Annotated in this window: 10 protein-coding genes; 9 read left to right on the top strand and 1 reads right to left on the bottom strand. The window is 65.2% G+C overall.

From position 1 onward, the window contains the following. The first annotated feature begins 90 nt into the window (after positions 1-90). From AC3CBN_RS00290 to AC3CBN_RS00270, 5 genes are all read left to right on the top strand, one after another. Positions 91-2,226 (top strand): RelA/SpoT family protein, encoded by a 2,136-nt coding sequence (locus AC3CBN_RS00290; RefSeq protein ID WP_488634838.1) that lies wholly within the window; start codon positions 91-93, stop codon positions 2,224-2,226. Between the two features lie 89 nt (positions 2,227-2,315). Continuing rightward, entirely contained in the window at positions 2,316-4,037 is a 1,722-nt protein-coding gene (locus AC3CBN_RS00285) for a hypothetical protein (RefSeq protein WP_488634837.1), read from the top strand. A 10-nt stretch (positions 4,038-4,047) separates the two neighbouring features. Further along, positions 4,048-4,893 (top strand): SDR family oxidoreductase, encoded by an 846-nt coding sequence (locus tag AC3CBN_RS00280; protein WP_488634836.1) that lies wholly within the window; start codon positions 4,048-4,050, stop codon positions 4,891-4,893. Positions 4,894-5,149: 256 nt separating this feature from the next. Continuing rightward, positions 5,150-7,477, top strand: coding sequence for a penicillin-binding protein 1B (gene mrcB / locus AC3CBN_RS00275; RefSeq protein ID WP_488634835.1), 2,328 nt, complete (start codon positions 5,150-5,152; stop codon positions 7,475-7,477). A 2-nt stretch (positions 7,478-7,479) separates the two neighbouring features. After that, positions 7,480-8,010 carry a tetratricopeptide repeat protein gene (locus AC3CBN_RS00270; RefSeq protein ID WP_488634834.1) on the top strand — a complete coding sequence of 177 codons (531 nt, stop codon included), beginning with the start codon at positions 7,480-7,482 and terminating at the stop codon, positions 8,008-8,010. Positions 8,011-8,160: 150 nt separating this feature from the next. On the opposite strand, the gene AC3CBN_RS00265 is transcribed toward AC3CBN_RS00270, so the two are convergent. Beyond that, entirely contained in the window at positions 8,161-8,538 is a 378-nt protein-coding gene (locus AC3CBN_RS00265) for a VOC family protein (protein ID WP_488634833.1), read from the bottom strand. Positions 8,539-8,612: 74 nt separating this feature from the next. Here AC3CBN_RS00265 and yoaA point away from each other — a divergent pair, with 74 nt between their 5' ends. The 4 genes from yoaA (at position 8,613) to tsaB (ending at position 13,101) form a co-directional block, all read left to right on the top strand. After that, the gene (gene yoaA / locus AC3CBN_RS00260; RefSeq protein ID WP_488634832.1) at positions 8,613-10,550 is read left to right on the top strand and encodes a DNA repair helicase YoaA; all 1,938 of its coding nucleotides are present in this window, start codon (positions 8,613-8,615) and stop codon (positions 10,548-10,550) included. Positions 10,551-10,591: 41 nt separating this feature from the next. Further along, complete coding sequence (locus AC3CBN_RS00255) at positions 10,592-10,963, top strand: VOC family protein (RefSeq protein ID WP_488634831.1); 372 nt, start codon at positions 10,592-10,594, stop codon at positions 10,961-10,963. Between the two features lie 102 nt (positions 10,964-11,065). Further along, the gene (gene creD / locus AC3CBN_RS00250) at positions 11,066-12,415 is read left to right on the top strand and encodes a cell envelope integrity protein CreD (protein WP_488634830.1); all 1,350 of its coding nucleotides are present in this window, start codon (positions 11,066-11,068) and stop codon (positions 12,413-12,415) included. Further along, complete coding sequence (gene tsaB / locus AC3CBN_RS00245; RefSeq protein ID WP_488634829.1) at positions 12,412-13,101, top strand: tRNA (adenosine(37)-N6)-threonylcarbamoyltransferase complex dimerization subunit type 1 TsaB; 690 nt, start codon at positions 12,412-12,414, stop codon at positions 13,099-13,101. The genes creD and tsaB overlap by 4 nt, the downstream gene beginning before the upstream one ends. The last annotated feature ends 5 nt before the right edge of the window (positions 13,102-13,106 follow it).

Genomic DNA, 13,106 nt, shown 5'->3' with positions numbered 1-13,106 from the left:
GGAATAAACATCGCCGGCGCAGCATACACGGCATGAACCGCCGATTCATGCGAAGCGGGCTCGGTGGCTCGCGTGCACTAGAATGACGCCATGGTTCAAGCTGCCATCAACGCGAGCGTGGGTCTCACGCAATGGCGCGAACGCGCCGGCAATGTGCCGCCTGTGCTTGGCGAGGCGCTGGATGCGTGCGCGCAGCTATCGGTGAACCAGACCGAATGCGCGGACGTGCTCGACTTGCTGGCCATGCTGGGTTGCGACGCGCAAACGCAGGCGGCGGCGCTGTGGTTCGAGGCTGCACGTATCGACCCGGCGCTATGGAGCAAGCGCCAAGCGACACTGCCGGCGGAGTTGCAACGATTGGTCGGCGGCCAGGTCGCGGCCGAACGGGTGTGGGCGCTGCATGCGCAGCATGGTGCGGATCACGGCGCCGAGGGTTTGCGTCGCCTGCTGCTGGCGATCATCCGTGACTTGCGTGTGGTGTTCGTCTTGCTGGCTCGGCAACTGGCACGCATGCGCGCGGCCAGCGCCTGGACAGAGGCCGATCGCCAGCCATTGGCGCTACTGACCCGCGACATCCATGCGCCTCTCGCTAACCGACTCGGTATCTGGCAGCTCAAGTGGGAACTGGAAGACCTGAGCTTCCGCTACCTGCAGCCTGAGACTTACAAGCGCATTGCACGACTGCTCGACGAACGGCGCGTAGATCGCGAGGATTTCATCCGCGAATCGCTCGACGTTCTGCATCGCGCACTCGACGCCGCCGGTATTCGCGCGGAATTGGCTGGACGACCGAAGCACATCTATTCGATCTGGAAAAAGATGCAGCGCAAGGAGCTGGAGTTTTCCGATCTCTATGACATCCGCGCCGTGCGTGTGCTGGTCGACAGTGTCGCCGACTGCTACGGCTCGCTGGGCGTAGTGCACACGTTGTGGCCGCACCTGCCGGGCGAGTTCGACGATTACATTGCGCGTCCGAAGGGCAACGACTATCGCTCGCTGCACACCGCAGTGATCGGCCCGCGCGGCAAGACTCTGGAAGTGCAGATCCGCACGCAGGAGATGCATCGCATCAACGAGCTGGGCGTTGCCGCGCACTGGCGCTACAAGGAGGGCGGCAGTGGCGACAGCGAATTCGAAGCGAAGATCGCCTGGATGCGCCGCCTGCTCGAACCGCGTCCCGACAGCGACGGCGATCTAGCCGCCGAGCTGCATACCGAACTGCTGGAAGATCGCGTCTACGTGCTCACCCCCAAAGGTGAGGTGGTGGACCTGCCGCACGGTGCCACGGTGCTGGACTTCGCCTATCACGTGCACACGGAAGTCGGGCATCGCTGCCGCGGTGCCAAGGTCAACGGCCGCATCGTGCCGCTTACCTTCCAGCCGTCCAGTGGCGACCGTGTGGAAGTGCTCACCGCCAAGGTGGCGGAACCGAGTCGTGATTGGCTGTCGTCGCACCACGGTTACCTGCACACCTCGCGCGCGAAGGAAAAAGTGCGCAACTGGTTCCGTCGCATCGCGCATGACGCCAACCTGGCGGCCGGGCGGACGATGTTCGAGAAGGAGATCAGGCGTCTGGCCCTGCCTGCCGCAGATATCAGCAAGCTGCCGGCGCACTTCCACTTCAAGACGCACGACGAGCTGTTGGTGGCACTGGCATTGGGCGAAGTGGCGCCTGGCCAGATATCCCGCGTGCTGCAGGAAGCGACGGCGCCGGCACCAGCGGTGACGCAATCGGCTGCGCCTGCACCGTCGCGACACGTGCCGCGCGACCACGGCGCGCTGAGCATCGAGGGCGTGGGCAACCTGCTCACCATACTGGCGCGCTGCTGCCAGCCGCTGCCGGGCGACCCCGTGCGCGGCTTTGTCACGCGCGGGCGTGGCGTGTCGGTGCACCGCGCCGACTGTGCCAGCCTCGCGCGCCTGGCTCGGCGCGACCCTGACCGCGTGATCGAGGTGGAGTGGGGCAAGGCCGCCGCGCGCGCATACGAGGTGGACATCGAACTGCACGGCTACGACCGCAAGGGCCTGCAGAAGGACGTCACCAGCATGATCAGCAACGCGGGAACGCACATCATCGCCTCGTCCAGCCGGGTGTTCACCCACACCGGCGAGGTGGAAATGCGCTTCACCCTGCGCGTGCGCGATTTCGAACAGCTTTCGGTCCTGCTCGGCCGGCTGGCGGCAATGCCCAACGTGGTCGACGCGCGTCGCGTCAGCGGTGCCTGAACACGGCGCGGTAAACCACGCGTTGCAAGGCGGGCGGCCGCCAGCCGCAATGCTAAGCTGCCGTTGAATCAGCCCATCATCGTGAGCCCATGAACGGACGCAAAGACCAGCACGACCCCGGGTCACAGGGCCGCACCGAGCCCACCCTGGGCAATCTCGACAACCTGGATGCGCCGGCAGCGGCGCCGGCGCCCAGCGGGGATGACGATGGACTGCCCAAGTTCACACTGGACCCCGAGTTGCGCCGCGCCGCATCGGCACGCCAGGCGGCGTCGCGCACCCGCAAGCGCGGCTGGCTGGTGCCGCTGGCGCTGCTGGTCGTCATCGGCATGGGCACCGCGCTATGGATCGGACAGGACAGGTTGCGTGGTCTGGTGCCCAGCACGGAGCTCGATGGCGTACTTGGTCGTGCCGAAACAGCGCTGCAGGAAGGCCGTCTAGACGGCAATGACGGCACCAGCGCGCGCGAACTCTTCGAGGCGGCGCGTGCACTGCAACCGGACAACGATCGTGCCCGCGACGGGCTGCGCAAGGTTGGACAGGCCGAGATCGCGCGCGCCGACGCGGCGCTGCAGGCAGGCAAGCTGGACGAGGCCGACCAGGCTTTGGCTGCCGCGCGTGAACTTCTTGGCGGCGGCAGCGATGTCGACCGCCTGGCGCAGGCGTTGGCCAGTGCACGCAACGGTTCGGTGCACACCGACCGTTTGGTCGAACAGGCGCAGCAGGCGTTGGAAGCCGGCAAGCTCGACGGCGACGATGGTGCCGGCGCGTTGTATCGGCGCGTGCTCACCGCCGAGCCCAACAATGCCGTTGCCTCCCACGGGCTGGACAAGGTGGGCGATGCCCTCGCAGCGCAGGTGCACAAGGCGCTGGACGCAGGCGACCGCGCCACCGCGTCGGCGCTGGTCGATCGCCTGGCCGCGCTGCTGCCCAACTACGGTGAGCTACCCGCCTTGCGCGCCGCGTTGGCGCAGACAGATCAACAGAACGGCGGCGAGCTGGCCGATGCGCTCAAGCAGGGACAGGACGCCTTGCGCGCCGGCCGTATTGCCGGCGACGGCGACGACACCGCACTGGCGCATTACAAGGCCGCATTGGCCATCGATCCGAACAATGCCGACGCCAAGACGGGTCTAGGCCAGGTGGCCCAGGCCATGATCGTGCAGGCCAACGCTGCGCTGGACAGTGGCGACGCCGCACACGCTCGCCAATTGCTCGACCAGGCTGCCGGATTGGCGCCGCGCTCCGCCGATCTCGCTGCGGCGCGCGCTCGTTTGGGCGATACACACAAGTCCGCAGCGGCGGCCCAGGTGGCCAGCGACATCGCCGAGGACAAAGCCGAGACCATGCAGCACCCGGTGCTTACGCCGCAGCAAGGTGCCGAACTCGCACGCACCATCCAACGCGCCGACGCCGCAGCGCGGCAGGGCAACCTGATGCTGCCACCGGGCGACAGTGCGTATGACTTGTACCGCCAGGCACTGGCTGTCGACGGCAACAACGAAGTTGCCCGTCGTGGACTGGAAGCCCTGCCGAATCTCGCCGTCAGCCAGTTCAATCAGGCGTTGGCGAGCGGCAACCTTTCCGGGGCGGCCAACCGTCTGGCGGACTTGAATGACTTGTCGCCGGGTGGCACGGCGCAAGGCGAATTACGTCAGCGTCTGGCTGGTGCATGGATGGATCAGGCCGAGCAGCAGTTGCAGAGGGGCGACCACGCCGGTGCGGCGCAATCACTGGACAGCGCGCGCAAACTGGCGCCAGGCAATCCGCGCCTGGCCACGCTGATGGCTCAGCTGCAGTCCGGTTCCTGAGGAGTCACGCATGACCGTGATGGTGTTCGGGGCCAGCAGTCAGATCGGTCGCTTCCTGTTGCCGCGCCTTCGAGCTCGCGGCGAAACCGTGCTGGCGTTGAGTCGGCAGGTTCGCGCGGACGAAACCGGGCTGACCTGGGTGCAGGGCAAGTTGCCCGATCGCGTGCCCGATGTCGGGCGGCCCCTCGTCCTCATCAGCTTCGGGCCGCTGTTGCCGTTTGCGCAGTGGTTGTCCTCGGTAGTGCTGTCGCCCGGCACGCGCGTCATCGCCACCAGCTCAATGAGCGCCGAGTCCAAGGAGGCTTCGGATGTTCCCTCGGAGCGAGCGCTCGCGCAGTCGCTGCGTGACGGCGAGGCGGCGCTGGCAGCGGTTTGCGAGCGGCTGGGCGCTTTATGGACGATATTTCGTCCCACGCTGATCTACGGGGCAGGTCTGGACAAGAGTCTCACCCCGATTGCCCAGCGCGCGATGCGGTTGCGTGTGTTTCCGTTGCCGGCCGGCAGCGGTCTGCGTCAGCCCGTGCATGCCGACGATATCGCTGCGGCGGTGGTGGCAGCGCTCGATCACCCCGAGGCCGCCGGCCGTATCTTGCCGCTGGGCGGGGGAGAGCGGCTCACTGCCGGTGAGATGTTTGCCCGCGTGCGACGCAGCCTGCCGATGGCGACCTTCCCCATGCCGATTCCCGCCCCGTTACTGCGGCTCGGCCGTCACGCGGTGCCCCGGCTGCGTGGGCCGCTGACCCGGCTGGAAGCGAACCTGATCGCCGACAACACCGAGCTGCAGCGCCTGCTGGGCATCTCGCCACGCCCTTTCCACCCCGACGCGGCCTGCTGGAGCCCGATATCTCCACTGTAGGAGCGCACCCAGTGCGCGACCGCAGCGCCAAGTTCTTGTACCGGTAGACGGTTTTCGCCAGCGATAAGTAAGAAGGGTGCGGCGTCACCGCTCCGTAGGCTTTTCGCGCACTGGGTGCGCTCCTACAAGGGCCTAAGGATCTCCTGAAAACCCCGGCGTCGCCTCATCCGCGCCACAAACCGCGGCATGCGTTCAGATGCCCGCCGGGAAGCAGGCCCTATGATCCAGAAGCCTTCCTGTTCAGGATTTCCCCTCCTTGGCCTTTTTGACCCGTCTCCACTCGTTTGCCACCGTCGCCTGGCCCTGGGTGCGCATACCGTTCTGGATCTGCATGGGTCTGTTGTTTGGCTTCGTGCTGCCCTACACGCTGATACTGAACAAGCGTGTGCAGGACCGCTTCAACGACCTCGTGTTCGCGGTGCCCACGCGCGTCTATGCGCGACCGCTGGCCCTGGCGACCGGCACGCCGATGACACCCTCGACGCTGGAACTGGAACTGACTTTCGCCGGCTACAGCAATGACGGCCACGGGCAGGTGGCGGGCACCTGGGCCAAGGACGGCAGCAGCTACATCATCGCCTCGCGTGGCTATGCCGGCCCCGATGGCGGCGAAGTGCCCAAGCGCGTGCGCATCGCAATGGGCAAGGGGCAGGTTGCCAATGTGAAGGATCTGGGTAGCGGCAAACCGATGCAGCTGACCCATATCGATCCTGCGCGCATCGCTACGCTGTATGGCTCGCAGCAGGAAGAGCGCCGCATTGTCCGTCTGGACGATGTGCCGCCGTTGCTGCTCGGGGGCCTGCAAGCCGTGGAAGACCGCGACTTCAAGCACCACTTCGGCATCGATCTCACCGCCATCCTGCGCGCCTCGTTCGCCAACCTGCGCGCCGGCCACACGGTGCAAGGTGGTTCCACGCTGACTCAACAGCTGGTGCGCAACCTGTTCCTCGACCGCGAGCAGAACGTCACGCGCAAGTTGAACGAAGCGCTGATGTCGATCCTGATCGAAGCGCATTACGACAAGAGCCGCATCCTCGAGGCTTACGTCAACGAGGTATTCCTCGGCCAGCAGGGCAACCAGGCGGTGCACGGTTTTGCCGCGGCGTCGGAGTTCTATTTCGGGCGGCGCGTGGAAGACCTCAAGCCGCAGGAGATGGCGTTGCTGATCGGCATGGTGAAGGGTCCGAGCTTCTACGATCCCCGCCGCTATCCGGACCGCGCGCTGTCGCGTCGCAACCTGGTGCTCGATCAGTTCGTCGAGACCGGCCTGATCGGCGCCGATCAGGCAGCTGCCTATAAGGCCACACCGCTGGGCATCGTCAGCAACGGCCAGCTGCCGCACAACCGGTTCCCCGCCTTCATGCAGCTGGTGCGTGAGCAGATCACCAGCGACTTCGACGACGAAACGCTTTCCAACGGCAACCTCAGCGTGTTCACCACGCTCGACCCGGCCGCTCAGTTGTATGCCGAGCAGGCCATCACCACCACGACCAACAGTCTCGGCAAGCGTGGTGAAGCGGCGCAGGCCGCGGCGGTGGTGACCGAGGCGCAGACGGGCGCGGTGCTCGCCATCGTCGGCAGCAAGATTCCGGGCGAGCAGGGCTTCAACCGCGCGCTCGATGCGCGCCGACCGATCGGCTCGCTGATGAAGCCGCTGGTATATCTGGTGGCATTGGCCAATCCGGAGCGCTGGAATCTCGGCAGCCCGGTGGAAGATTCACCCATCAGCATGCGCCAGCCGGACGGAACCTTCTGGACGCCCAAGAACGACGAGGGTGACGTGCATGGCTCCGTGCCGATGATCGACGGACTGGTGCATTCGTGGAACCTGGCGACCATCAATCTCGGCATGAACATCGGCGTGTCGCGCATCAAGTCGTTCCTCGAATCGTTCGGTCTCACCGATGTGAATCCGAGCCCGTCGCTGCTGATCGGTGCGGAAGACATGTCGCCGCTGCAAGCCGCCCAGCTTTATCAATACATCGCGGCGGATGGCCATGCGCTGCCGCTCGTGGCGGTGCGCGGCGTGGTCGACGGCAAGGGGCAGACCGTCAAGCGCTACGAAGTGAAGACCGGGCCGGGCGAGTACCAGCCTGCGGTGCGCCTGGTGACCTGGGCGATGCAGCAGGTAGCGCGCTCGGGCACGGCCGCGTCGATCAGCACCTCTGGCCTGGCCTATCTCAATGCCGCCGGCAAGACCGGGACCAGCAACGATATGCGTGACAGCTGGTTCGCCGGCTTCACCGGTGACCATCTGGCGCTGTTCTGGATGGGCCGCGACGACAACAAGCCCAGCGGCCTCTACGGCGCCACCGGCAGCCTGCGCGCCTGGCAAGAACTGTTCCGCAAGCTGCCCACGCGCCCGTTGTCGGCGGCGCCGGGCGACGGTCTGGAGATGGCGTGGATCAATACCGCCACGGGCCGGCGCTCGGCAGAGGGTTGTGAAGGGGCGCGGCAATTGCCCGTGGTGGCCGGTACACTTCCGCAGGACGCCGAAGGCTGTTTCTGGCAGCGGGTCGGCAATCTCTTCGGTGGCGGTGACTCGTCCCCCGCGCCGGCTTCTACCGTATCTGCCCGAGACTGATCATGTCGTGCCGTATCCTTCGTACTGCTGCCGCACCCGCCACGCTGGCCGTCCTCTTGCTTGCGGCGTGCACCCAACCCAGCGCGCCGTCGCAGGCCACTCGTCCCTCGGTTTCCGATGACCAGATGCTGGCGGCCATCCATGCAGCGGGTGACAAGGAAAAATCTGTCATCGACGTGAACCCGCTGCGTGATCCGGGCGTGGCTGCGTTGCAGGATGCCGCCGAAGGCGACTTGCGCACCGGCAAGTACAACGAGGCGGCGACCAAGCTCGACCAGGCGCTGAAGATCAGCCCCGACTCGCCCGATCTGCTGCAGGACCGCGCCGAGCTGGCGATTCATCTGAAGGACTACGCCAGCGCCGAGAAGCTTGCGCATCGCTCGTGGGAACTGGGTCCGCGCCTGGGACCACTGTGCGCGCGCAACTGGCAGACCATCGTCGAGCTGCGCAAACACGCCGGTGACGACGCCGGTGCCGCCGGCGCCAGCAAGTCGGTGACGCAGTGCCACGTGGAAGGACTGCAGCGTTACTGAGTGTCCTAACTTCCTCTCCCAAAAGGGGAGAGGAAGTTAGGGCGGGTGCTCGCGAAGGGCTTTCTACGAAGCCCGCATCGATGAGGCCCTATCGCAAGATTGACCCCTCACCCCAACCCTCTCCCCAAAGGGGAGAGGGAGTAAGAGTGACTAACGCCGTCGCTCTTCCATCAGCCCCACCAGGTTCCCATCCGGATCACGCAGAAACGCCAGCCACAGCGTGTGGTCGGACAGTTCGGCAGTGGCCCGCGGCTCGTGTTCGCCCATGGCGCCACGATCGAGGAAGGTGGTGAATGCCGTCGCGATATCGGCCACCTTGAAGTAGAGAATGGAATTGTTGCCCACCGTGCCGGCGCCCTGTGGCGTCGAGAGCATCAGCCGTATGCCACCGCTGTCGAGAAAGGCCAGGTTGGGCGCGGGGCGAAACAGGAAGGGCAGTTCCAGGATGTCGCGATAAAACGACAGTGCGGCATCGACATCGCTGACAGTGATGGCGATCTGGCCGATGCCGGTAATGGGCGTGGACATGGCGGTGCTCCGCGAGAAGCCGCTCGCAGTCTAGGGCATTCGCAGCCCGGACGAAGCTCAGCCATACTTTCGCGATGACCAATCACGAGGACGTGGCCGCGCTGCTGGGTACGGAAGGCCCTTTCGCCCGCGAGCTACCCAATTTCGCCCCACGTGCCGCCCAGCAGGCAATGGCGCGCGCGGTGCAGCACGCCATCGCCGAGCGCGAGACGCTGATTGCCGAGGCGGGCACCGGCACGGGCAAGACCTTTGCCTATCTGGTGCCCGCATTGCTTTCCGGCGAGCGCGTGATCGTCTCCACCGGCACCAAGGCGCTGCAGGATCAGCTGTATTTTCGTGACCTGCCGCGCGTGCGTTCCGTGCTTGATGCACGCTTGAAGACAGCGCTGCTGAAGGGGCGCGCCAACTACTTGTGCTTGTATCGACTGGATCAGACCGTGCGCGAAGGCGCCACCTTCGATCGCACGCAGGCCGGCCAGCTAGCGGCTATTCGCGCCTGGTCGTCGCGCACACGGCGCGGCGATCGCATGGAGCTGGCCGAAGTGCCGGAGGAATCGCCCCTGTGGCCGCGTGTCACGTCCACACCTGAAAACTGCCTTGGGGTGGAATGTCCGTTCTACGACGATTGCCATGTGGTGAAGGCGCGTCGTGAAGCTCAGGAAGCGGATCTGGTGGTGGTCAACCATCACCTGTTGTTCGCCGACCTCGCGCTGAAGCAGGAAGGCTTTGGTGAGATTCTTCCTGGCGCGCATGCATTCATCCTCGATGAGGCGCATCAGATTCCCGAGCTGGCTGGCCAGTTCTTTTCGCAAAGCATCAGCGCGCGTCAGATCACCGAGCTTGCGCAGGACAGCCTGGGCGAATGCAACGGTGTCACCGGTGCCATCGGACTCGTGCTGGAGCCGGTCGAAGCGCTGCAGGATTCGGTTCGCAAGATGCGTCTGGCGATGGATGCGTTACCCGAGCGTGGGTCGTTCCATCTGCTCGAGGCCAGCAGCACCATCAACGCTTCGCTGCATGATGTGCGGGAAGTGCTCGCCGCACTGACCGACGTGCTCGCCTCGCAGGCTGAGCGCTCCCGTGGCTTCGCCAACGTGCACGAGCGTGCGGCACACCTGTGCGACAGACTGGATCGCATCGCCGAACGCGAAAGCGAGCGAGACGTGCGTTGGTACGAGCTGTTCCCGCGCGGCTTCTCCCTGCATGCCACGCCGCTCGACCTGGCTGCACCATTGCGCGCGATGCGCGAGCAGACACAAGCGGCGTGGATCCACACGTCCGCCACGTTGTCGGTAGCCGGCAGCTTCGATCACTTCGCACGCCAGCTCGGCCTGGATGACCCGCAGACGTTGCAGGTGGAAAGCCCGTTCGACTACGCGACCCAGGCACTGTGCTACCTGCCCACCGGGTTGCCGGATCCGGCAGTACGCGACTACACCGATCGCGTGCTTGATGCCGTGCTGCCGGTGCTACATGCCTCGCATGGACGCGCCTTTCTGCTGTTCACCTCGCATCGTGCACTGCGCCGCGCCGCCGAGCTGCTGCGCGAAAGCGTGCCGTGGCCGCTGTTTGTGCAGGGCACCGCACCGCGTCATCGCCTGCTGGAAGAGTTCCGCGCCAGTGGGCACGGCGTGCTGTTGGGGGCGGCCAGTTTCTGGGAAGGCGTGGACGTGGCTGGCGAGGCCCTCAGCGTAGTGGTGATCGACAAGCTGCCCTTCGCCGCGCCGGATGATCCGGTACTGCAGGCGCGACTGGAGGCACTGGAGCACGCCGGTATCAATCCCTTCATGGGCTGGCAGGTACCAAGCGCAGTAATCGCGCTGAAGCAGGGTGCAGGTCGCCTTATCCGCGACGTGCGCGACCGCGGCGTGCTGGTGCTGTGCGACCCGCGACTGACCACCAAGGGATATGGACGTCTGTTCGTCGCCAGCCTGCCGGCCATGCCGCGCACGCGCGAACTGGCGGATGTACAAGCATTCTTCGATGATGACGTTCACACGCCCGTCGAGTAGATCGGCGTATCCATAATGGGTCAACCGCAGAGGATCAGGTCATGGCAAAGGTAACCGGGCTGGGCGGTATCTTCTTCAAGTCGCGCGACCCCAAGGCGCTGGCCGAGTGGTACGCGCAGCATCTGGGTCTGCCGGTCGAGGAGTGGGGCGGCGCACGCTTCACCGAAGACGAAACGCGAAGCGGCTATACGCTGTGGTCGCCTTTCGCGGCGGACACGGAATACTTCGCGCCAAGCACGCAGCCATACATGCTCAATTTGCGCGTGGACGATCTCCACGGCTTGCTGGCGCAGCTTCGTGAGGCCGGCGTGGCGGTGGACGAGCGCGTCGATGAAAGCGAATTCGGTCGCTTCGGCTGGATCATGGATCCGGAAGGCACGCGCATCGAATTGTGGCAACCACCAGCCGGCTGATCGCTGTTTTGCCATCAGGTCGTCGCAGTTTGACCGCAGCTTGCCCTGCCGCTTGCCCTGGCGGCTGTTTCCATCATGACTCCGTCATAAGGAATCATGGTCATGGGAAGCTGGATGCGAAGCTGGACGGCCAAAGTACTTGGCATCGGTTTGCTGGCGCTGCTGATGCTGTTGCCGTTGTGGAAAGTGCAATCGCTGGTAGATGAGCGGCAGGGCATGCGCCAGTCCGCCGTCGACCAGATCGCCCAGGGTTGGGGTGGCGAACAGGTGCTTGGTCTGCTGCTGCTGGCCGTGCCCACGCGCCAGGCTGTTGCCGGTGCGCCCGGCGAGATCAGGGAACAGGCGGACACCGCGTTGATTCTCCCTGATACCGCCAGCATGGATGTGGCCATGACGGTGGACAAACGCCGCTATGGCATCTACGAAGCGCCGGTATTTGCTTCGTCTGTGCAATTGCGCGGACGCTTTCTTGCCAGTGAGATCGCGCAGTTGCGCCAGCTCGACAGCGCGACGTGGCAAGGCGACAAGGCCGAGCTGAGGCTGGTGTTGGCCGATCTTCGCGGACTGCAGGAAGTGACCGAGCTGCTGATCAACGGCAAGCCACAACGTTTCTCTTCGTCGGCAACCACCTTCGGTGGTTTGTGGCCCACCGTGACGGTGCCACTCGATCTGGATGCTTTGGCCGATCAACCCATCGACTTCGTGCTCAACCTCCGTCTGGCTGGCACCCAGTCGCTGCAGCTGCTGCCGCTGGCGCGCACCATGGATGTGAAGATGCATGCGCCATGGCCGGACCCAAGCTTCATCGGCGCTGCGCTGCCGGTGGAGCGTAGCGTAGACGCACACGGCTTTTCGGCGCGCTGGCACATGCTCGATCTCAACCGGCGCTACGGTCAGTCATGGCATGCCAGTGATGGTCGCGTAGATAGTGACGTGCGCGAATCGGCATTCGGCGTGGCGCTGTTTCAGCCGGTGGATATCTACCAGCGCAATGTGCGCGCGGGGAAATACGGCTTGCTGTTCATCACCATGACCTTCGTGGCGTTCTTCCTGTTCGAAGTGCTCAAGCGTCTGCGTGTACATCCGGTGCAATACCTGCTGATCGGCGCGGCGCTTACGTCCTTCTATGTGTTGCTGCTGGCGCTTTCCGAGCAGATCGGTTTTGGACTCGCCTACGCCGTGGCGGCCGCTTCCGTGGTGTTGATCATGGGCGGCTATGCCATCTCGGTGCTCGGCGCGCGTCGGGCGGGCCTGCTGTTGGGCGTCGCGCTGGGTCTCGTCTACGCGATGCTCTACGTGGTGCTGGCGGCAGAGCAGTATGCGTTGCTCATCGGTGCCATCGTGCTGGTATTCACGGTTGCGCTGCTGATGTATCTCACCCGACGCATCGACTGGTATGCCAGCGTGCCCGTCGCGATGAGTCCTGCACCGGCTATCATGGAGCGGCCATGAACCTGCTTGCCCTTGAAACCTCCACCGAAGCCTGCTCCGTCGCTCTGATCCACGGCGACGAAGTGATCGCTCGCAGCGAGATAGCGCCTCGACGCCATGCCGAACTGGTGCTGCCAATGGCCGACGCGCTGCTCGCCGAGGCCGGGCTGGGCCGCCATGCGCTCGACGCGATCGCAGTAGGCCGCGGCCCCGGAGCATTCACCGGCGTGCGCCTGGGCATCTCGCTGGCCCAGGGCATGGCGCTGGCGTTGGATGTGCCGGTGATCACGGTGTCATCGCTGGCGGCGCTCGCGCTCGAAGCACCGGAGGACGATGCAGCGATCCTTGCCGTCATCGATGCGCGCATGGGAGAAATCTATGCGGCCAGTTATCGTCGCGACGATAACGGTGGCCTGATCGCGCTCGATGCCGAGCGCGTCTGCCTGCCCAATACGCTTATGTTGCCGCCGGCTTCGTCGTGGCAAGTGGTAGGCACCGGCTGGGCAACCTATACCGGCGTGCTGGGCGAACGGCTCACGGGTCCATTGGCCAGTGCGGATGGTGCCTGCTACCCGCAGGCGCGCCATGTGGCCGAGCTGGCTGCGATCGAGTTCGCTGCTGGTCGTACGCTCGCGCCGGAACACGCGTTGCCGGTGTATTTGCGCGACAAGGTGGCGTTGACGCTGGTGGAGCAGGGCAAGGGCTGACAACT

Source organism: Dyella sp. OK584, assembly GCF_057787755.1.
This window is presented reverse-complemented; position numbering and strand designations above follow the sequence as displayed.